Annotated in this window: 15 protein-coding genes and 1 pseudogene; 6 read left to right on the forward strand and 10 right to left on the reverse strand. The window is 58.8% G+C overall.

Translation table 11 applies throughout. The annotated features are described in order from the left end of the window. Positions 1 to 55: 55 nt before the first annotated feature. The 4 genes from AC1RPZ_RS03860 to AC1RPZ_RS03875 form a co-directional block, all read right to left on the reverse strand. A complete protein-coding gene (locus tag AC1RPZ_RS03860; protein WP_493135051.1) occupies positions 56 to 892 on the reverse strand; it encodes a hypothetical protein in 837 nt (278 codons plus the stop codon). Continuing rightward, entirely contained in the window at positions 889 to 2,493 is a 1,605-nt protein-coding gene (locus AC1RPZ_RS03865; protein ID WP_493135053.1) for a hypothetical protein, read from the reverse strand. The genes AC1RPZ_RS03860 and AC1RPZ_RS03865 overlap by 4 nt, the downstream gene beginning before the upstream one ends. 37 nt (positions 2,494 to 2,530) lie before the next feature. After that, the gene (locus AC1RPZ_RS03870) at positions 2,531 to 3,994 is read right to left on the reverse strand and encodes an OmpA family protein (RefSeq protein ID WP_493135055.1); all 1,464 of its coding nucleotides are present in this window, start codon (positions 3,992 to 3,994) and stop codon (positions 2,531 to 2,533) included. 633 nt (positions 3,995 to 4,627) lie between these two features. Next, positions 4,628 to 6,268, reverse strand: a complete 1,641-nt coding sequence (locus AC1RPZ_RS03875; RefSeq protein WP_493135058.1) for an Nramp family divalent metal transporter — start codon at positions 6,266 to 6,268, stop codon at positions 4,628 to 4,630. A 1,315-nt stretch (positions 6,269 to 7,583) separates the two neighbouring features. On the opposite strand from AC1RPZ_RS03875, the gene AC1RPZ_RS03880 reads away from it, so the two are divergent. The 6 genes and pseudogenes from AC1RPZ_RS03880 (at position 7,584) to AC1RPZ_RS03905 (ending at position 13,452) form a co-directional block, all read left to right on the forward strand. Further along, the gene (locus AC1RPZ_RS03880; protein WP_493135060.1) at positions 7,584 to 9,326 is read left to right on the forward strand and encodes an ABC transporter permease; all 1,743 of its coding nucleotides are present in this window, start codon (positions 7,584 to 7,586) and stop codon (positions 9,324 to 9,326) included. Positions 9,327 to 9,340: 14 nt separating this feature from the next. Then, complete coding sequence (locus tag AC1RPZ_RS03885; protein ID WP_493135062.1) at positions 9,341 to 10,663, forward strand: ABC transporter ATP-binding protein; 1,323 nt, start codon at positions 9,341 to 9,343, stop codon at positions 10,661 to 10,663. A 43-nt stretch (positions 10,664 to 10,706) separates the two neighbouring features. After that, a complete protein-coding gene (locus AC1RPZ_RS03890) occupies positions 10,707 to 11,609 on the forward strand; it encodes a LysR family transcriptional regulator (protein WP_493135064.1) in 903 nt (300 codons plus the stop codon). A gap of 130 nt (positions 11,610 to 11,739) precedes the next feature. Then, a complete protein-coding gene (locus tag AC1RPZ_RS03895; RefSeq protein WP_493135066.1) occupies positions 11,740 to 12,363 on the forward strand; it encodes a glutathione S-transferase family protein in 624 nt (207 codons plus the stop codon). Between the two features lie 64 nt (positions 12,364 to 12,427). Further along, positions 12,428 to 13,309, forward strand: a pseudogene (locus tag AC1RPZ_RS03900) (pyridoxamine 5'-phosphate oxidase family protein); the annotation flags it as partial. Next, complete coding sequence (locus AC1RPZ_RS03905; protein ID WP_493135068.1) at positions 13,246 to 13,452, forward strand: 2Fe-2S iron-sulfur cluster-binding protein; 207 nt, start codon at positions 13,246 to 13,248, stop codon at positions 13,450 to 13,452. The pseudogene AC1RPZ_RS03900 and the gene AC1RPZ_RS03905, both read left to right, overlap by 64 nt. An 11-nt stretch (positions 13,453 to 13,463) precedes the next feature. On the opposite strand, the gene AC1RPZ_RS03910 is transcribed toward AC1RPZ_RS03905, so the two are convergent. Genes AC1RPZ_RS03910 through AC1RPZ_RS03935 form a run of 6 tightly spaced genes read right to left on the reverse strand, consistent with a single transcriptional unit; the run spans position 13,464 to position 20,566 of the window. Continuing rightward, positions 13,464 to 14,594 (reverse strand): glycosyltransferase family 4 protein, encoded by a 1,131-nt coding sequence (locus AC1RPZ_RS03910; protein ID WP_493135070.1) that lies wholly within the window; start codon positions 14,592 to 14,594, stop codon positions 13,464 to 13,466. Further along, positions 14,595 to 15,725, reverse strand: a complete 1,131-nt coding sequence (locus AC1RPZ_RS03915) for a glycosyltransferase family 4 protein (protein ID WP_493135071.1) — start codon at positions 15,723 to 15,725, stop codon at positions 14,595 to 14,597. After that, positions 15,709 to 17,076, reverse strand: coding sequence for a glycosyltransferase family 4 protein (locus tag AC1RPZ_RS03920; RefSeq protein WP_493135073.1), 1,368 nt, complete (start codon positions 17,074 to 17,076; stop codon positions 15,709 to 15,711). Before AC1RPZ_RS03920 ends, AC1RPZ_RS03915 begins: the two co-directional genes overlap by 17 nt. Then, complete coding sequence (locus AC1RPZ_RS03925; RefSeq protein WP_493135075.1) at positions 17,073 to 18,326, reverse strand: ABC transporter ATP-binding protein; 1,254 nt, start codon at positions 18,324 to 18,326, stop codon at positions 17,073 to 17,075. Before AC1RPZ_RS03925 ends, AC1RPZ_RS03920 begins: the two co-directional genes overlap by 4 nt. Next, positions 18,326 to 19,123, reverse strand: a complete 798-nt coding sequence (locus AC1RPZ_RS03930) for an ABC transporter permease (RefSeq protein WP_493135077.1) — start codon at positions 19,121 to 19,123, stop codon at positions 18,326 to 18,328. Before AC1RPZ_RS03930 ends, AC1RPZ_RS03925 begins: the two co-directional genes overlap by 1 nt. Continuing rightward, on the reverse strand, positions 19,124 to 20,566 hold the full coding sequence (locus AC1RPZ_RS03935) for a mannose-1-phosphate guanylyltransferase/mannose-6-phosphate isomerase (RefSeq protein WP_493135079.1): 1,443 nt from the start codon (positions 20,564 to 20,566) through the stop codon (positions 19,124 to 19,126). Positions 20,567 to 20,569: the final 3 nt, after the last annotated feature.

Genomic DNA, 20,569 nt, shown 5'->3' on the forward strand with positions numbered 1-20,569 from the left:
AAGCTCGGTGGCGTAATTACCGCACATAGGTATTCCCCTGCATGCGGTTCCTTGATTACTTCAAATCTCCACCCAGACTTGGCGTACCGAAACCCGCCAGCGAAGCATTGGAATGGCTGAAGTACCCAGCCCAGAACTCATTCAACGCATCCATGGTCTTGCCTGAGCGATAGCTTTGCTTGATGCCATCGGTGATCAGGCCGGCGCCTGTGACATAGATGCGAGCGCCGGACAGGTCAGCGAACAGGTTGTGGGTTTGGGCTTTTTTAAGCTCGTCGGCGACCACCAGGTTCTTGATCTGATTTTTCGCGTAGAAGCTGGTGTAGTCGCTGTTTTCCAGCATGTCGCTGATCAGGAACACTACGTGATCGTGGGGGTTCTCGGCGGTCTTGATGTCGTCGCCGATTTTGCGCAAAGCGTTCATGATTTCGCTTCTCGGGATGTCCTGACGGGCATCGCGCAGGCTCTTCACGAACAGTTTGCCGAAGCCGGCTTCGAAGTCTTGTGGCTGACGGGCGAGGCACTGGTCCAGGGTGCGTAGCTTGCGTGCGCTGGCGTCGTCGCGGGCGTTCTCCCCGACGTTTTTGTCGAGCTTGCCGGCGTAGATCAAACGCAGGTATTCGCCCGGCAGGAACGCCGAAAAACTGTAGAGCTTGATGCTGTCACCGGGTTGCACGAAGCGGGTGATCTGACCCCAGGCCTGCTTCTGGATATCTTCCGGAATAGGCACGGTCTCATCGACCACGACGATCAGTTCACGGCCTGACGAGGCAGGCTTCAGTTCGGGCAGTTGGGCGGTTTCGTAGCAGCTTTGCAGGTCGTTGCGCTCGTTGGCCAAGGCGATGCAAGGCATCACCAGGGCCGCGATCATCAGTGCTTTGAGGGCCTTCATGCACTGACTCCTGCGACCTTGAATATGCCCAGTTGTTTCAGCAGCAGCTGTTGTTCGCGGACACTCTTGAGCGTGGCTTCGTCTTGCTTCAGGGCTTTTGCCAGGGTTGGCAATTGCTCATCCGTGACGCTCGTGAGGTCGTGGAAGGTATCGGCGTCGATATCTGCCAGCACGGCCACGGGTGTCACTGCTACAGGTTCGGACGCCGCGACAATAGCTGCTTGCAAGGCCGGGACAGGTTGAGCAGCGGGGATCACCGGTGCGGCTTCAACCACTGGCGCTGGCGCCGGCGTGGCGTTGATGCGCTCTTGGCCATGTTTCAGCGCTTTTTCCGCGGTACGACGTACCATTACATACGCGTTGAAGTCACGCTTTTGAATGGCTGAGCCTTTCATCGCGTTGAGGTGCTCGGCATTGTTGGTCACGCGGGTGGAAAGCTTCTGCTGGAGCATGCTCAGCTTATGGTCGGCATGGCCGGAGATTTTGGTGCGCTCGCGTTCCATCCAGCGAACCATTTCGTCCGCGCTGTTGAATGTATGTGTGTATTCGTAGGCGCGGCGCGAGTGGACACCGGCGAAACCAAAGATGCTCGCGAGCCAGCAAGTGATGCACTGGATGGCGATGTAGATGACCGAGAGGATCAGGTAAGTGGTCAGCGATGCTTCTCGGATCGCTTCCATCTTGTCGTCAATGGTTTTGTTGTTAGCCGAGTCGTTGACCGCTTTGGATTCATCCGGCAGTTCAAACGGGCTGGCTTTGGTGGAGCCGGTGCTGTTTGCGCTTTCGGCACGCAGCGAATTGACCATCTCATCCTGAATGCTGTCGAGGGTCTTGGCGCGAACCACGAATGCGGCGACCGACATGATCATGATGATGCCGACGAAGGCACCGATCAGCAGGTACTTGGGTGTGATGTCGACCGAGGTGGAGATACGCGACAGGATGCGGTTGTAGTCCTTGTCGTTGCTGTCGCTGAAGCTGTCTTCGATGTTGATCGAGTCGATTTGCTTGAGGTGGTTCGAGCGCGAATCGGACGCGTCGCCCCGCCACCACGCACGGGCCTTCTTGATCAGGCTGTTGTGGTGGATAGCATGACCGGCCGCCTCGGCAAAACCACAGGAAATGACCGCCAGCAGAATTGCCACGCCGATGGCCTGGTAGCGTTTGTCACTGGCCGACGCGTCGAGGCTCAACCAGCCCGACAGCACGTAGCCAAAACCGACGGCTTCAACCACCAGTAGTACGGCGGCCAGGATAAACACCCAGGCCGGACGCGGTTTGCGACCGGCTTCGCCGATCTTTTTCAGGTAATCCTGACACTGGCGAAAGAACTCCGGGCTCTTGTCGACCTGGCCGTATGCTTCGTAGTAGTCGTTGCACAGATCGTATTCGGAGTTGGTCCAGCCATCCGGGCGAATGGTTGGCTCTTTGCTGGCCGAGCGCGATACCGTGCCTATCAGCGGCACACCGTGCCAGATACGCATGGCGAAGTAGCCGACCTTCTCCCAGTAAAATTTCAGTAGGCACATTAGGACGAAAAGAGCGGTGATGCTGATGATCGCCATCTCGTTTGCAGCAATAAAGGCTTTGAAAGCAGCCATCGCAGATTCTTGCACGTTCGATATCTCCGTTTATCTACTATTGAGTGCTGACAGGGGCGTAGGCGACGGTGTAGCTCTGCTCGCCGACGGGGTAGAACAGCGCACCGCGCTCAGCGGTTGCATTGCCCTTGCTGAATACAACGTCCATGCAGGCCACAGGCGCTTTGGGTTCGCTGATGAACACGCGGTACAGCACTGCTTTCTCGCCTTCATAGGTATTGGCGACGGCGTTCATTTTCGGCAGCGGCTTGCGGTTGCCGTCGCCATAACCCTTCACCACTTGAATGAAGGGTTGCTTGCCGACTTCGGCGCCCTCGCGAAGGATGGAAACCGGGGAGATGGTGACCAGGTTGCCGTTCACAGTGTTGGCCCAGACTCGGTTGTTGTAGCCCGGCAGGTAGTCATGGGTTTTAACGCCGTTGAGCGGTTTGTCAGTGGCCAGGCTCATGACTTCACCGCTTTCCCGCGGCATGTCGTCCTGGCAGCTGCCGACGGGAATGTCGTTGGCAGCTGCCGCGCTGATAAAGCTGAAGCCCCCGCTTTTCGGAGTGATGTTCTGACCCAGGTTCCAATGCATGCTGGCGGTCGGCACGCCACCAAAGTCCACGGTCGGTTTCGCGCCGTTGCTGTTTTTGGTGCTGATGGTTTCCACTGGGGCGACGGGAGCAGGGGTTGGCGATGTCGAGTTAGTCGCGATCGCAGGTGTGGTGGGTTTGCTCACCGGCTTGGCAGTGGATGCGCCGTGGGCCAGGTATTTGGCGTTCGATTGCTCGGCCTTGGCGCGCATCACCAACATTTCTTGGGAGGTCAGTTCCGCGATTTCAACCCGGCGGTTCTCGGTCCGACCTTCGAAGGTGCTGTTGTCGGCAAGTGGCCGCGAAGCGCCGGCGCCCTGATAGAAAATCGAGGTCGAAGGAATGCCCGCGGCCATCAAGACTTTGCCAACGGTACGCGCACGGCGTTCGGACAGCTTCTGGTTGTTGACGCTGCTGCCCGTGGCGTCGGTGTGGCCTACCACCAGTAAACGCCGGGTGTTCGCCACTTTGGGGTCGACATTGGCATAGGCTGCCGCCACTTTGGTGACGCTTCGCTGGCCACTGACAGTGAGTTGCTCGGAGCCGGTGTCGAACATTCCGGAGTCTTCGATTTGTGTCACGAGACCTGCGTCCACTGGCGCGGCATTGGTTGTGGCCGGAGCGGTCTGAAGTTGTTCTGAATGAATCTTCAGGTTTTCTTCTTTGGCGATACGATCCAACTCTTGCATCCGGCTTTGCCAGACCGATCCTGCGTAGCAACCAACGGCCGTGCCCGCCGCAGCGCCGATCAGTGCGCCTTTCTTGCCATTGAGGGCATAACCCGCCGCACCACCGGCAACCAGTCCGGCACCGCACAAAATCGCCGTGCCGTAGTCTTTGCCCAGTTGATCGAGTTGGGTAGTAGAGCACCCGGAAGCCAGCAGCAATGCACTGGCAAGCGTCGTGAAACGAAATACGTTGGTCATCTCAAGTCCATTTCAATGCTGTTGTATAAAACGCCGTTACACCGAAATGCTGGGCGGTTGCTCCTGAACGTTAGCTTTCAGAACTCTGGTGATGTCCTGTCCCGTGATGGGCGACGGTGTGCCCACTCTCAATCGTTAATCCGTTGGGCCGCATGATGGCATTTTGAGAGTAGTGTGCCGTACGGAGCTTTTACCTGAAACCGCTTGGGTTTTCACTCGGCAAGAAGTGAAGAGTGCTTATATTTTTGAGTGCGCGAAGACGCGTCTCTATCATTGCTTTGCCGATGGCTAAGCCAGAGATGTTCCTGACGGTGACGATGAGGGAGGACAACCTCTCATTCGAGCCTGCGTGGCCACAGGCTCGCCAGGAGGATGCGATGACGCTGCCGGGTATTGGCGTAGAGAGCTGCTTGGCAATTGCGCGACAGTTTTTATTCCTTAGGATCACCTGAGCTGGTTTTTTGCCAACCGGTTTCGACGCTATGCAAAAACCCCCTGAGTCAGGGGGTTTTATTATCTGACCTCCACCTTTCCATCGCGAAGCGGCTGCGAGGACGCTTTCCAGAGAGGGAATAGGGGGCGGCTGTACAGGCAGGATGAAAGCTTGCGCAATCCATCCTGCCTGTTAACAGATTATGCAAGTGCCAGTTGAACGACCTTGTAAATCACCATGCCCATCGCTACCACCAGGTAGCCGCGCAGCACGCCCATCCAGATACGGTTGCGTTGTGACAGCACCATTGGCTTCAGCTGTGCCAGTGGCGGCATCCGCCAGGAGTGCATCATTTGTGGGGTGAAGGTGACGGTGTTCTCAGGCAGCATCCCTTCGTCGACTTCTTTGCGGGCGTGCAGCACATTCACGGCAATGGCGATGACGAGTCCCACCAGGCCACCACCGATGAGGATGTTGGTGATGGTTTCACCGGACATATCCGGGAAGGCCACCGCAGCGGTCAAGACGACCGACATTAGTACGAGCACCGCGACAATGACCGCAGTAATGACGTTGGTGAAGCGCTTGTTTGCCCATGGACCCAGCACTTCCTTGTCGTTGCACAGCAGCAACAGGAACACGGTGGCGCTTGGCAACAGTACACCCGCCAGCGTCTGTACCGCGTTGGTCAGCAGGCCGAGCGGCACACCCGGAATCAACACCAGCGCTGCGGCCAGTGCAATCAGGCCGCAGTACATCACGTAAAACCCCTTGGCATCGCTTGGTTTACGGTGCAGCGAGTGTTTCAGGTTCAGTACGTCGCCCAGTGCATAGGCAGTCGACAGCGACACCGCCATTGCACCGATGATGCTGGCGTCGATCAGTGCGATCGCAAACAGCACGCCCGGCAGACGCCCGTGGTATTTGGCGATACCTGTGGCGATGGCGCCGGCATCGGTGAACTGGCCAAACTCTGGGTGACCGACAAAAACTTGCGCGGTGAAGGCGATCATTGCCACGGCACCAATCACCACCATCGCAATACCCAGCCATAGATCGGCGCGTTCGTACTTGATGAAGCGCGGAGTGATGCGTTTGTCGATCACGTAGCTTTGCTGGAAGAACAGCTGCCACGGCGCCACGGTGGTGCCCACGATGCCGATGATCAGCAGCAACACCTCCGACAATTTGCCGTCAGTCGGCAGTTGCGGGATGAAAAAGTCGTGAGCGACTTGTGCCATCGGTGGATGGATCATCACGAAAATGGGTACCAGGAGCAGGCTGCCAATCACCAGGATCAACGCGAAGCGTTCGAAGCGCCGGAAGTCGCCGGTGCAGGCTGCGAGCATGATGAACACCGCTGCCACACACACACCGGCCACCTTGGGCACACCGAGGAAGTCCATCCCGAGGCTGATGCCGATGAACTCGGTGACAATGGTCAGCGCGTTGAGGATGAACAGGTCGATCGCACTGAACGCACCCCAGAACTTGCCGAAGCGTTCAATGATCAGTCGGGCGTGACCGACACCCGTCACGGCACCCAGACGCAGCACCATTTCCTGATTGACGTACAGCACCGGGATCAACAGTGCCATGGTCCACAGCAGCATGGTCCCGTAGTTCTGGCCAGCCTGGCCATAGGTGCTGAATGCACCGGCATCATTGTCACCCACCATTACGATCAGCCCGGGGCCCAGGATGGCCAGCAGCGTTTTGAAGCGCTGCCACCAACCATTGCGAGGGGCGATGTCGTCATGACGGATGGTGCCGAATGCTCCGCGGATGTCTCCGGCGTGGGCACTGTCAAGAACAGCAGTGTCAATCTTCATGTTGGACATAACGAAATCTCTCCAAAAGCGTAACGCTGGATGCCGCTTTCGATTCCCGCCGGACAGGTGTGTACGTGCTTTCCCTCTCCAAACCACAGCCTATAGCCGGTATCAGAGGGGGAAATCAGCCATCCTGGCGCTGAGGGGCGCGAAATAAACGGGCACTAAACCGTCGACCAAAGCGGTCGGAGTCGTGAAGAGGTCACGCGGAGAGAAATGCGGAAAATCGAGGGGGAGATCAGCCAGTGATGGTTGTTTGACTACCCATTGGACGCCGCCATTTCAGTCAGAGTGACCGGACTACTACTACTGGGGTCCATAAGTGGTCTCTCCTGCATGATTTTCGTGGCGGCACAGCTTCAAATATTTAGATGGCCTTTGATGATTTTCAGGTGGCATGACGCCCTCCTTTCCGTACCTGGCGGTACGAGCACGTTAAAACACTCGCTACTGCACCTATGAAGGCAGGCGATGGGTCAGAAACCTGTGGCCGCAGCGAACACAAGACGCACGCACGGATCAGGAGCGCACAGAAAAATCTGCCCACTCAGGTTTCATGTTTTAGTTACGCGAAGGAGTTTGATACTGATGCGCGCAACGTCCTGCACTTGGCAAGACGTTGGCTAAGGGGATCTAGCTGAGGTCGTGCCAAGCTTTTACGGAGAATTTCTCCGATTCACAACAATGACTGTCCAAAGAAAAATGACCTCAGATGTAACAAGTTGTAAATTTTGGCGTGCCGAGTTGGGAAAGTCAACACAGCTCATTGAGCCCCCCAGCTCGCTACCTGATGGCCGGTAGAGTCGAGATGCGGCAATGGGAATCGATTCCGCCAATGGGAGGGTGGCTATTCACAAATACGTAAAAAATACGTCAAGTTTATGTTTCTGTAACAATTAGAAACGTACAATCCGCCCCGGAAAAACAGCGCGTCGGCATCGATATCGATGGTTTGCGCCGCGGGCAGAATCTGCCGGCCGGATGACGTCGTGCTTTTCTTGCCAAAATGTCCTTTTCACTCCCGTTCAGGAGACTCCAGCCATGGATCCTGCCGATTCTCGGCGGGTCACCCATTGAGATGCCGAGTGAGGCGCAGAGGGTAAATGGTGTGTTCAGACCCACAGATTTCTGAGCGACTGAACCCTTTTCTGCATCGCCCCCGTAGCGTTCGTTTGTGTGGCCTCCCTCCGTCGTTTTATTACCCCGCTAGAGTGTACGTAGCTGTGCTGCAACTGCCCGTTGAGCTGTTTAGTGCGCGGTCGCTCTAGAAACTGTTGATCGGTGGTCAACGATCACCTCCAGAACGCTACTGGAATCACTGAACATGAATAAGGTATTGCGTCATTACATACCGGCCACGGCACAACGGTTGCTTCCCAACCGCTGGGACCTGATTGCCATGCCGCTGGTGATTGGCTTCCTGCTGTTTTTCTCGATTGGCGCCCACGAGACCTGGGCCCCGATCTCGACGTTGCAGACCCAGGCCATTTCGCTGGACCCGGCCGACTTACCCGAATATGCAATCCGCACGACATTGCGCATGCTCGCGGCCATGGTGGCGGCGCTGATTTTCACCCTGGTTTACGGCACTTTGGCGGCCAAGAGCCGACGGGCAGAGAAGCTGTTGGTACCGGTGCTGGACATCCTGCAATCGGTGCCGGTGCTGGGCTATATCTCGTTCACCGTGACATTTTTCCTGCTGTTGTTTCCAGGGCGAGTACTGGGCGCGGAGTGCGCGGCAATCTTTGCCATCTTCACCGCCCAGGCCTGGAACATGACGTTCAGCTTCTATCAGTCACTGCGCACGGTGCCTCGGGATCTCGAAGAGGTGTCCAGCAATCTGCAGCTTTCCGGCTGGCAAAGGTTCTGGAAACTGGATGTGCCGTTCGCCATACCGGGCCTGGTCTGGAACATGATGATGAGCATGTCCGGTGGCTGGTTCTTCGTGGTGGCCTCGGAAGCAATCACCGTGGGCGACAAGACCATCACCTTGCCGGGCGTCGGTTCCTATCTGGCGACGGCCATTGAGCAGCGCGACATGCACGCCGTGGGTTACGTCATTCTGGCGATGATCGTGGTCATCCTGATTTACGACCAATTCCTGTTCCGGCCGCTGGTGGCCTGGGCAGACAAATTCCGCATGGAAGACACCGCTTCCCAGGCCGGGAGTCCTGAGTCGTGGGTGCTGAATCTGATTCAGCGCACCCGCGTCGTTCAGCGCTTGTTGCGGCCTTTTCTCAGGGCCATCGTGCGCATCACCAACATGCGCCTGAGCCTGCCACGCTCCAAAGCGGTGGTGGTTCAGGCCAGCCCGACGGTTTCAAGGGCTATCGATTGGCTCTGGGGTGGGGCGATTGGGCTAATGACCCTGTATGCGCTGTATCACATCGTGATTTACGTTGGCAGCGAGGTGACGCTGGGCGAGCTCTGGCATGTTGTCGGTCTGGGCACCATCACCCTGCTGCGGGTGGTTCTGTTGATTCTGGTGGCCTCGCTGATCTGGGTACCGCTGGGCGTGATGATCGGTTTGCGCCCGCATCTGGCGGAGAAGATCCAGCCGCTGGCCCAGTTCCTGGCGGCATTCCCGGCGAACCTGTTGTTTCCGGTGTTTGTCATCGTGATTCTGCGCTATCAGTTGAACCCGGACATTTGGCTGAGCCCGCTGATCGTGTTGGGCACTCAGTGGTACATCCTGTTCAACGTGATCGCTGGCGCCAGCGCCTTTCCCAACGATTTCCGCGAGGCTGCGGCCAACTTCCGCATTCGCGGTTGGCAGTGGTGGCGCAAGGTAATGCTGCCGGGGATTTTCCCGTATTACGTAACCGGTGCGATTACCGCCTCGGGCGGGGCGTGGAACGCCAGTATCGTGTCCGAATTCGTTTCCTGGGGACAGGACAAGGTGGTCGCTCACGGCTTGGGGGCCTACATCGCCCAGACCACCGCGGCGGGCGACTTTCCAAAAATCACCTTGGGCGTGGTGGTGATGTCGTTCTTTGTCGTGGCGTTCAATCGCTTGTTGTGGCGGCCGATGTACGCCATTGCTGAAAACAAACTCCGTCTGAATTAACAGGTGTCGATCTGATGAATAGCCATACTGAAAAAACAGGCGCGCACTCCGAAATTTATGCACTCAAGAACGTCAGCCGCGGATTCGGCAAGGGCAAGGACGAGTTGCAGGTACTCAGCGATGTCGATCTGACCCTGCGCGAGGGCGAAATCGTCGGCATGCTGGGTCGCTCCGGGTCCGGCAAGTCGACGCTGCTACGGATCATTGCCGGTCTGATCCTGCCTTCCTCAGGCGAGGTTCGCTATAACGGTTCGTTGTTGACCGGACCTGCCGAGGGCGTGGCCATGGTCTTTCAGACCTTTGCCCTGTTTCCCTGGCTGACGGTTCTGGAAAACGTCGAAGCCGGTCTTCAGGCGTTGCAGGTCGAACCCAAGGCCGCGCGCAAGCGTGCACTGGCAGCGATCGACCTGATCGGCCTCGACGGATTCGAAAACGCTTACCCACGGGAATTGTCGGGTGGCATGCGCCAGCGCGTAGGCTTTGCCCGGGCGCTGGTGGTCAATCCGACCTTGCTGTTGATGGACGAGCCGTTCTCGGCGCTGGATGTGCTGACCGCGGAAACCCTGAGAACCGACTTGCTGGACCTGTGGAGCGGCGGTCAGTTGCCGATCAAGTCCATCCTGATCGTGACCCACAACATCGAAGAGGCGGTGTTGATGTGCGACCGCGTGTTGGTGTTGTCGTCGAACCCTGGCCGGGTCGTGGCGCAAATCCGTGTACCGTTCGCCCACCCGCGCAACCGTCTGGACCCGGCCTTTCGCAAAATGGTCGATGACATCTATGCACTGATGACCAACCGGCGCAGTGCCGACGCCAAAACCGGCAAGGCTGAACTGCAATTGGGCAGCCCGTTGCCTGACGTGTCGACCAACCTGATGGCCGGTCTGATTTCGGCGCTGGCAGCCGAGCCGTATTTTGGCCAGGACAGCCTCTCCAATGTCGCCGAGCGTCTGTTGCTGGAAGTCGATGACCTGTTTCCAGTGGCGGAAATGCTCGAGCATCTGGGGTTTGCCGAGCTTAAGGGCGCGGACATCAAGCTGACCGACGCGGGCAAGTTGTTCGATGAGTACGGCACCCAGGAACGCAAAGCCATTTTTGCTGAACACCTGCTCCGGTATGTGCCATTGGCCACCCGTATTCGCCAGGTGCTGCAGGAACGTCGCGGACACTGGGCGCCGCGTGTCCGTTTCGAGCAGGAACTGGGAGATTCGCTCAATGAAGCCGCGGTGGAAGAAACCCTGGAGAACGTGATCAGTTGGGGCCGATACGCTGAAATATTCTCCTATGACGACAACACCGAGACCTTCAGTCTGGAAGATGTCGAAGGCAGTCTGTAAGCGGCTGATACGAGGTTGGGCACGACGATTCTTCAGGTAGCTCATGGACAGACTCCAGGAAATGCAGGTATTCGTCGCCGTGGCGCAGGAGCAGGGTTTCTCTGCGGCGGCGCGGCGCCTGGGGTTGTCGGCGGCCAGCGTGACGCGGGCGGTGGCGGCGCTGGAGGCGCGCATCGGCACTCAATTGCTGACGCGAACCACGCGCAGTCTGCATCTCAGCGAGGCCGGTCAGCGTTACCTGGAAGACTGTCGACGCATTCTGGCGGACATTCAGGAAGCCGAGGCATCAGCTGCTGGCAGTCACGCACAGCCGCGTGGGCAACTGACGATCACCGCACCGGTGCTGTTCGGTGAGTTGTTCGTCACGCCGGTGATGGTTGGCTACCTTGAGCAGTTTCCCGATATCAGCATCAACGCGTTGCTGGTCGACCGGGTGGTGAGCATGGTCGAGGAGGGCATCGATGTCGCCGTGCGCATCGGTGAACTGCCTGACAGCAACCAGCACGCCATTCTGGTGGGTGAGGTGCGGCGGGTTATCTGCGGGTCTCCCGATTACTTGAAGCGCCATGGCCGGCCTGTGCATCCCGATGATTTGGGCCGAGCACGGATTGTCGCCACTTCATCCATTGGGCAGCAGAGGAACTGGCCCTTTATTGCGGCCGGGGAGTCGCTGAGCGTTCGCCCTGAACCGCGTCTGGTGGTGACGGCGAATCAGGCGGCAATCACCGCCGCCGCTCTGGGTCTTGGATTGACCCGGGTTCTTTCCTATCAAGTGGCGAGCAAGGTCGCCGCCGGTGAGCTGGAAATCGTCCTGCAAGACTTCGAACTTCCTCCATTGCCCATCCATGTGGTGTATCAGGGCGGGCGCAACGCGCCGGCGCGGGTACGCAGTTTCGTGGACTATACGGTGAAGGCATTGCGTGAACATCCGGCATTGCGCACCTGAGGCGTTATTGCACAGGATGAAATGATCGATTGTGTTTTCTGGTTATTCTGTTGTTTTGGTAGCAGGTGGAAGATAGCGCCACTCAGCGCGATTCTCTCCTGAACCGCGCAATCCACCCGCGGAGTCGACCATGCACGCCATCAAACTCTACAACTTCCCACGTTCCGGCCACGCCCATCGTGTGGAGTTGATGCTGTCGTTGCTTAAGCTGCCAACCGAACTGATCTTCGTCGATCTGGCGAAAGGCGCGCATAAACAGCCAGACTTTCTTGCACTCAATGCCTTTGGTCAGGTCCCGGTGATCGATGACCAAGGTGTGGTGCTGGCGGATTCCAACGCGATTCTGGTGTACCTAGCGCAGAAATACGGCCAGGGCCGCTGGCTGCCTGCCGACCCGGTCGGTGCCGCCAAGGTTCAGCGCTGGTTGTCGATAGCGGCTGGGCCGATTGCCTTCGGCCCTGCCATTGCACGGTTGATCACCGTGTTCGGTGCGCCTCACAACGCCGAAGACGTGATTGCTCGCTCACACAACCTGCTCAAGGTGGTCGATCAAGAACTGAGCACATCCACCTACCTGGCTGGCGACGAGCCGACTATCGCCGATGTTGCCGCCTACAGCTACATCGCCCATGCGCCGGAAGGCAACGTGTCGCTGGCCGACTATGCCAATGTGCGGGCCTGGCTGGCGCGGATCGAGGCCTTGCCCGGCTTCGTCGGCATGCCACGCACCGTGGCCGGTTTGCAAACCGCCTGAAGCGCTTACGGCCCGGCGATGTTGGGCCGTTCACACTGCGCCGGGTGCGCAGGGGAGAACCGCAATGGAGCTTTCACCTTGGCACGCGGGCGAGAAACAGTTGCACGCCCATGTAGGCGTTGCCGAGCGCATGGAGGCGCACGGGCGTAAGGTGATTCGCAGTGAAATGCCGGATCAGCATCGGCAGTTCTATCGGCAGCTGCCGTTCATGGTGTTCGGCGCCGTGGACGCCGACGGTAGCCCTTGGGCGAGCATCCTTGAAGGCCAACCGGGTTTCGCCCATTCCCCTGAACCTGCGCTGTTGCAACTCAATAGCCTGCCCACGCTAGACGACCCGGCACAATTGCAGCTCGGGGCGGCGATTGGTTTGCTAGGGATCGAGTTGCACACCCGCAGGCGTAACCGGATTAACGGCCGGGTCCGCTCGATTGACGCGCAAGGCCTGAGCGTCGCGGTTGAGCAGGCCTTCGGAAATTGCCCGAAGTACATTCAATTACGTCAGTTCGAATCGGTGCCGCTGGCCGATCCGTCAACGCGCATCGCACAGCGTCTGAATTCGCTGGATGACGCGGCCACGGCGATGATTCGGGGTGCCGACACCTTCTTTGTCGCCAGTTACGTGGATGTGGATAACTCAAGGGCTGTGGATATTTCCCACCGTGGTGGCCTGACGGGGTTCGTTCAGGTCGAGGGCGACTGCCTGACCATCCCGGATTTTGCCGGCAATCTGCATTTCAATACGCTGGGCAACCTGTTGCTCAATCCGCGGGCCGGGTTGCTGTTTATCGATTTCACCTCGGGTGACCTGTTGCAGGTCAGCGGTCGTACCGAAATCATCCTCGAGGGCCCGCAAGTAGAAGCCTTTCAAGGCGCCGAACGGTTGTGGAAGCTGCACGTACAGCACGTCGTGCGGCGACCTGCAGCGTTGGCGTTGCGCTGGCGCTTTCCTGTGGCACCTGCAAAACCCGATTGATCAGCGGTCAGGTGAGTTATCCACAGCCCCCGGCGGAGTTACCCGGCGCGGGGGAAGTGCTGATTTGCTGTGCGGTTCCAGCTGAGGGCCAGACACCGCTGGTGCTCGACCTGTAATAAAAAGATTCTCAAGCGTAGGACAGCGATTTTTCTTCCAGCAGCTCCTGGTACAACTCGGTCCATTTACGACCCATTTCATCCGCGGTAAACAGCTGCCGGTAACGCGCTTCAGCCTTCACGCCCATTTCCGCTGCACGGACAGGGTTTTCCCAGAGGGTGCGCATGGCTTCGCGGAACGCCTGTGGATGACTCGGAGGCACCACCAGCCCGGTTTCACCGTGAATATTGATGTAACTGGTGCCGGTGCCGATTTCGCTGGAGATCATCGGTTTGCCGTACATCGCCCCTTCGAGCAGAGAGATGCCAAACGCTTCAGAGCGCAGGTGTGACGGAAACACAATCGCGTAGCTCAGTTGCAGCAGCGCGACTTTGTCTTCGTCGTCCAGGCGCCCAAGGAAATGCAGGTTGCGCAGACCCAGTGCTGCGGCCTGGGCGTGCAGCTCGTTTTCCAGTGGCCCTGCACCGACAATCACCACCGGATAATCGACGTCTTTGAGCGCATCGAGCAGGATGTGCAAGCCTTTGTAATAGCGCATCACGCCCACAAACAGGAAAAATCGCTCGCCCAGGCGCTCGCGCCAACGGGCCATGCGTTCGGCATCAGGTTTTGGGTAGCCGGACTTGTTCAGGCCATAGGGAATGACCCGGGTTTTTTCCGGAAAACTCTGTAGAACGTCGCTGGTGTGAAGGTAGTTCGGTGAGGCCGCGACAATCCGGTCGGCGCTGGCGAGAAAACGGTTCATCAGCGGCTGGTAGAGTTTGAGCAGGTGTTTCTGACGGATGATGTCCGAGTGATACGTCACTACGCAGGGCTTGTTCATGCCGCTGAAGAAATGCACCAGGTCCATGAACGGCCACGGAAAGTGGTAATTGATCACATCGGCTTCTGCGGCCAATTCCCGAAACTGTTTGAAGACGCTGTAGGAAAAACCGGTGGACGCGAATTGCACATCGAGTTTTGCTCGATGAACTTCATGCTCCCCCAGTTGGATCACAGCTGGGCTCGGGTCAGCGCTTAACGTCAGAACCTGGCTTTCGATGCCGTGCTGGGCGCCACTCTCACATAACTGAAAGATCACTTGTTCGATACCGCCGACTGAATCTGGCAGATACGTTTTGAAAAAATGGAGTACGCGCATTCAACCTCCCAAAGCCTGACGGTAGGCGCGAGCTGTAATCGCCGCGCAACGCTCCCAGGAAAAAAGCTTGGCTTGTTGCAATCCCGCTGCTCGGCAGACCTGCCAATGCGCTTGATCGTCGGCTAAACGGGTCATGGCTTCGCACAATCCGTGCACATCATCAGGCTCGATATAGTTACCCGCAGTACCCGCGACCTCCGGCATGGCCGAACGTCGGGTCAATATCACCGGAGTACCGCTGGCCATGGCCTCCAGAACCGGAAGGCCGAAGCCTTCATAAATCGACGGAAAAATCAGCGCTCGGGCGCCGGCCATCAGTTGGGCGACCTGTTCATCAGGCAGGTACCCCAGCAGGCGGACGTGACCGCTTGCCAGCGCCGGGTGTAACTCATCGGCGAGCTGCTCACCTTTCCATCCGGCCATTCCCACCACCAGTAAAGGAAAGTGCTGACGCAGTGCTTCAGGCAGCTCGGCGTGAGCACGCAGTACCAGCGACAGGTTCTTGCGCGGCTCCAGAGTACCGACACACAGGAAGTACCCTTGTGGCTGCACGCCGTGAGGTTGCAGCGCCTGCTGCAAGGACTCGTTCGAACGGGGATGAAAACGCGCTGCGGCCCCCAGTGGGGCAACGATGAAACGCTCAGGCCCGAGGCCGAAATAACGCTGAGCCTCGTCGGCGACAAACTGTGAGTCGGTCAGGATCAGGCGCGCCTGTTGCACGCCCTGGCCCAGCCGCCTCTCAATCTCCCGCAACCGTGCTGTTGGCTGGGTCGACGGGTAGTGCAGATGGGTCAGGTCGTGCAGGGTGATGATGGTCGGGCCCTTGAATGCCAAAGGCCACAAACTCGGTTCGTGGTAGAGGTCGATGGCCGCCGAGTGCCCTCGATCGAAGCGCCATTGCTCCAGCCAGCGCCGCGCCTGGTAAGAGCCGGGGATTTGCCGTAGCAACGGTGTCAGCCGTGAGTAACCAGGCATCGCTGCCTTTGGCAGCGACGAACTCCAACCCCAACCGTGGAACAACGACAGTTCCAGGTCCGGCTCATGGGCCAGGGCACTGACCAGCTCGGCCAAATAGTGGCCGATGCCGGTTCGCGGAGCCTGGAGAATTCGTGCGTTAAGGGCAATCTGCATGCTGCCTCTCAACTGCCATGGGGTTCTTCTTCCGGTTGCGCAGGACCCGCTCGACCAATTGCGCACTGGCCTCGCGCCACCCGAGCCAGCGCCATTCGTTCACCGTGCGTGCGGCCGGGAAGGTCCCGGTGTTTTCCATGTGGGTGACCAGATCGACCAGGCTTTGCGGGGACGCGAGGTCGAAATAGGCCATGAAATCGCCGCCAATCTCGCGGAACACCGGAATGTCACTACCCATCGCCGGCAAGCCGCGCTGCATCGCTTCCACCAGTGGCAGGCCGAAACCTTCGACGTAGGAGGGGAATACCAGTGCACTGGCGTGGGAGTACGCATGTTCGAGGCTGGTGTCGCTCAGGTCGTTAAACATGAACAGCCGCTGGTTCAGCTCCGGATGTTCGCGCACGCGGGTGAGCAGGGCATCGCACTTCCAGCCGATTCTGCCGGCAATGCACAGTCGGGCTTTGGAGCCCGCTGCCCAGGCAAGCTCGAAGGCGTCCAGCAAATAGTCGTGGTTCTTGCGCGGCTCGATGGTGCTGACCATCAGGAACACCGGCTCCGGCGTTGCGAACAACCGGGTCAGGCGCGGTTCCACGGCGGCGCTGGCTTCGCTCAAGTCCAGCTCGGAGCCGAGGTGGAAATAGTCGAACCACAACGTGTCGGCTTTCGCCGGGCCGATTCGGCGATGCAATTCCTCACGTACCTGATCGCGCACGGTGGCGGAAATCGCCACGTAGCCGTCGGCGGTTTGGGTGATCCAGTCGAACCACTCGTTATAAATCTGCACCAGCCGTGTGTCGTAGAACTGCGGATGGGTCAGGGGAATCAAATCGTAGATCACCGAAATGATACCTACGCCGTCGCGTTTGAGCTGTTCGACCCACGGGAAAAAATCCGCGTGCCAGGACGAATCCAGCAATACCAGTTGATCCCCCGGCTGGTGTTGCAACGGCGAGCAACGCTTGGGCAGTTGATACTGGTTGACTTGATCAATCAGGCGCAACGGAACGCTGAAGCTCGCCAGTGCCGTGAGGCGGTACGCCACATACAGCGCTCGCCGGGCCCATCGCGAAGTGCAACGTTTGTCGAGACGCTGGTGCAGTTGGCTGTAGCGGTGCGCCAGGCGCTCCAGGCGCCCGCCGAATGTCATAAACCCATCGAAAAACGGAATGTTCAAAGGGCCCAGCTTCAGCACTCGGTAGAGCTTGCCCTTGAACATCGCCACGGGAATGCATTGTGCGCCGTCGACGTTTTCCGACAGTTGATTGATGACGTTGCGCACTACCCGCTGAATGCCCGAATTGATCTTGGGGTGCTGGAACACATGGGTGCATTCCACCAGCAGACGAGTCATGGCGCGGTCTCCGAAACGGTCTGTGCGGTGGTGCGTGTGATGCTGGTTTTCGCGCCCAGCCACGAGCAGCCGACGAAGTCTTCATGGCGGTTATTGATGACGTGGAACACCAGGCCGTAGTCGCGCCATTCAAAATTGCGGTCCAGGTGCGAGTCCAGCCGAGACAAGCTCAGGGCCACGGAATAGTTGCCCTTGCCCAGGCCCATGACGAAGGCAAAGCGATAGGTAACCCGCTCAGAGGCCTGGAGGTCGGTCAGCGCCTGATCCTGGCGATGGGTGTTGATCCCGTACATGGCCTGGCCCAGACGATCCTTGATCATGAAGCCCAATACCAACCGCTCGATGTCCTGGCGGACTTCGACCTGCACCTCCAGCACCACGGGTTGACCGACTTCGGCGGCGTCGATGGCGCGTCCGCGCTCATCCAGCAAGCGCACACTGAGGATACCGGCTTCGCCGGTGCCGGAAACGGTTTGCACTTGCCCACCGGCGAGCATTTCCTGACGCACGGTCTGGCCTTCCCGTTCGGCGAGCAGGGCGTTGTAGTAATCCATGACCGCTTCGGGCTTGCCGTGCATGGCCATGCGACCGTTTTCCAGGAGGATCGCCGAATCGCATATCGACTGGATGGCCGAACGGTCGTGGGACACGATCAGCAGTGTGGTGCCGGCTTTGCGAAAGCTGCGGATGCGCTCGAAGCTCTTGTGCTGGAAGTAGGCGTCGCCCACCGACAGTGCTTCATCGACGATCAGGATGTCCGGGCGCCGGGCGGTGGCCACGCTGAAGGCCAGACGCATCTGCATGCCGCTTGAATAGGTGCGCACGGGGTGATCGATGGCTTCGCCGATTTCCGCGAAACGTTCGATCTCGGGCATCAGGGCTTCGATGTCTTCGATCGACATGCCCAGCAGTTGCCCGGCCATGACCGCGTTCTGCCGGCCGGTAAAGTCCGCATGAAACCCCATGCCCAGTTCCAGCAGCGCGGCCACCCGGCCTTCGAGCTGAATCTGTCCACAGGTCGGTTGGGTGGTACCGGTGATCATCTTCAGCAAGGTACTTTTGCCGGCGCCGTTTACCCCGACGATGCCCACCGCGTCTCCGGGGGCAATTTCGAATTCCACACCTTGCAGCACCCAGTGCTGGCGATGGCGGATCGGTGAAAACGGGATCAGCCATTCGGCCAGTCGGCTCCAGCGGGTGGGGTACTGCTTGTAAGCCTTGCCCAGGCCCGTAACGCGTATGTGTCCCATCAGAGTTCATCCACCATTTCGCCGACCCGCTGGCGAAACAGTCGTAGCCCGATCACGCAGAACAACACACCGAGCACCAGGATCGGCAGCAGAGAGTTCCAGACCGGCCAGTGGCCGTAGAGGAACAGGTTCTGATAACTGGTGATCAGGTTAGTCAGGGGATTGAGTTGCAGCAGGCGCTGGACCCACTCGGGCAGGATGCTCATCGGATACACGATCGGCGTCAGCCAGAACCAGAATTGCAGGCAGATGCCGAAGAACTGCCCGACATCGCGAAAGAATACGTTCAGCACGCCAAGAATCATCCCCAGCCCGGCGCAGAAGATTATCTGCATGGCCAAAAGCGGCAGTAGCGCCAGCAAGGCCATACCCGGCAGTCGCCCGGTGATCAGTAGAAAGCCCAGGAACAGTCCGATGATGATCGCGAAGTTGATACCGGCATTGAGCAGCACGATCACCGGTAAACAGATTCTCGGGAAACTGATTTTCTTCAGCAGATTGGCGTTTTCCAGAAACATGTTCTGGCTGCGTAAGGTGATCTCCGAAAATAGTCCCCAGGTCAGTAATCCGGCGCAGAGGTAGACACTGTAGGCCATGCCGTCATCCACCCCCGGCAGTCGGGCGCGCATGATCTGGGAAAAAATCACCGTGTACACGACGATCATCGACAGCGGGTTGAGCACGGTCCACAGGGCACCGAACAGCGAATTGCGATAACGCGACTGGAACTCTCGCTTGACGCTACCGAGGATGAAACCCCGGTAGCTCCACAGCGAGCGAAGCAAATTCAGCAGCATTCAGACCGTCCTGCCGTACTGATCTTCAAAGCGGACGATATCGTCCTCTCCCAGATACTCACCGCTTTGAACTTCAATGATGACCAAGTCGATCACCCCCGGGTTTTCCAAGCGATGCTTGTGCCCGGCAGCAATGAAGGTGGACTCGTTTTTGGCCACCAGGTGCGACCCCGAACCGTTGTTGGTGACCTTGGCCATGCCTTCGACCACCACCCAATGCTCGTTGCGGTGGTGATGCATTTGCAGCGATAGCTTGGCGCCCGGTTTGACCACGATGCGTTTGATCTTGAAGCGCGGACCTTCCTCCAGCACGGTGTAAGTGCCCCACGGCCGGCTGACGGTGCGGTGCAGGCGATAGCTCTCATGCTCTCTTTCTTTGAGCTGTTTGACCACCTTGCGCACGTCTTGCGCGCGGTCGGCATGCGCCACCAGCACGGCGTCGGCGGTGTCGATGACGATCAGGTTATCCACACCCACGGTCGCGACCATGCGGCCATCGCTCTGGACGAAGTTGTTGTGGCTGTCGATGAACAGCGCTTCGCCGCTGGCGCGGTTGTTCTGTGCGTCGGCCGGAACCAGGGCACTGACGGCACCCCATGAGCCGATGTCGCTCCAGTCGAAACCGGCAGGCACCACCACCACCTTGTCGGAACGCTCCATCAAGGCATAGTCGATGGAGATATCGGTCATCTCGGCGAAGTGTGTCGCCGACAATTCCTGTTGCAGGCAGCCACTGGTCTCGACTGTGGCGCTGGCCACGAGGCATGCGTCGGCCTGTTCGAGCAGTTGTGGGGCGTGGGTTTGCAACTCCGCCAGCAAGGTGCCGATCGAGAAGCAGAACATGCCCGAATTCCACAGGAAGCTGCCGCTTTCCATGTAATGAGTGGCGGTTTGCAGGTCGGGTTTTTCGACGAAGCGTGCGACCTTGGCCGCTCCTTGCTCATCCAGCGGTTCACCGCGTTCGATGTAACCGAAACCGGTCTCCGGCGCCGTCGGGATCACACCGAAGGTCACCAGATGCCCGGCTTCGGCCAGTTTCACGGCGTGACTGACGGCGGCCTTGAATGCGCCTTCGTTCTGGATCAGGTGATCAGCCGGCATCACCACCAGAATCGCTTCATTGCCGTGCAACGCCTGCAGCGACAGGGCGGCGGCGGCGATGGCCGGGGCGGTGTTGCGGCCCACCGGTTCCAGCACGAAGTGTCCGCGGTGATGACCCAGATCGGCGTCCTGATAGTGATCCTTGCTTTGAAAGTAGTAGTCACGGTTGGTCACCGTGACGATATCACCGTGTGGGCCGAGCAGCCCGGCCGCGCGTTGATAGGTCTTGCCCAGCAGCGTCTGGCCGTCAGGCAAGGTCATGAACGGCTTGGGATGACCTTCACGCGAAACCGGCCACAGCCGGGTTCCGGCACCCCCTGAAAGAATCACGGGAATCAGCATGGC

Source organism: Pseudomonas sp. GW822-FHT02D10, from assembly GCF_058802345.1.

Excerpts from the sequence above, each read along its gene's own strand:
- AC1RPZ_RS03860 (WP_493135051.1), bottom strand. The coding sequence starts at position 892 with ATGAAGGCCCTCAAAGCACTGATGATCGCGGCCCTGGTGATGCCTTGC.
- AC1RPZ_RS03865 (WP_493135053.1), bottom strand. The coding sequence starts at position 2,493 with ATGGCTGCTTTCAAAGCCTTTATTGCTGCAAACGAGATGGCGATCATC.
- AC1RPZ_RS03870 (WP_493135055.1), bottom strand. The coding sequence starts at position 3,994 with ATGACCAACGTATTTCGTTTCACGACGCTTGCCAGTGCATTGCTGCTG.
- AC1RPZ_RS03875 (WP_493135058.1), bottom strand. The coding sequence starts at position 6,268 with ATGTCCAACATGAAGATTGACACTGCTGTTCTTGACAGTGCCCACGCC.
- AC1RPZ_RS03880 (WP_493135060.1), top strand. The coding sequence starts at position 7,584 with ATGAATAAGGTATTGCGTCATTACATACCGGCCACGGCACAACGGTTG.
- AC1RPZ_RS03885 (WP_493135062.1), top strand. The coding sequence starts at position 9,341 with ATGAATAGCCATACTGAAAAAACAGGCGCGCACTCCGAAATTTATGCA.
- AC1RPZ_RS03890 (WP_493135064.1), top strand. The coding sequence starts at position 10,707 with ATGGACAGACTCCAGGAAATGCAGGTATTCGTCGCCGTGGCGCAGGAG.
- AC1RPZ_RS03895 (WP_493135066.1), top strand. The coding sequence starts at position 11,740 with ATGCACGCCATCAAACTCTACAACTTCCCACGTTCCGGCCACGCCCAT.
- AC1RPZ_RS03910 (WP_493135070.1), bottom strand. The coding sequence starts at position 14,594 with ATGCGCGTACTCCATTTTTTCAAAACGTATCTGCCAGATTCAGTCGGC.
- AC1RPZ_RS03915 (WP_493135071.1), bottom strand. The coding sequence starts at position 15,725 with ATGCAGATTGCCCTTAACGCACGAATTCTCCAGGCTCCGCGAACCGGC.
- AC1RPZ_RS03920 (WP_493135073.1), bottom strand. The coding sequence starts at position 17,076 with ATGACTCGTCTGCTGGTGGAATGCACCCATGTGTTCCAGCACCCCAAG.
- AC1RPZ_RS03925 (WP_493135075.1), bottom strand. The coding sequence starts at position 18,326 with ATGGGACACATACGCGTTACGGGCCTGGGCAAGGCTTACAAGCAGTAC.
- AC1RPZ_RS03930 (WP_493135077.1), bottom strand. The coding sequence starts at position 19,123 with ATGCTGCTGAATTTGCTTCGCTCGCTGTGGAGCTACCGGGGTTTCATC.
- AC1RPZ_RS03935 (WP_493135079.1), bottom strand. The coding sequence starts at position 20,566 with ATGCTGATTCCCGTGATTCTTTCAGGGGGTGCCGGAACCCGGCTGTGG.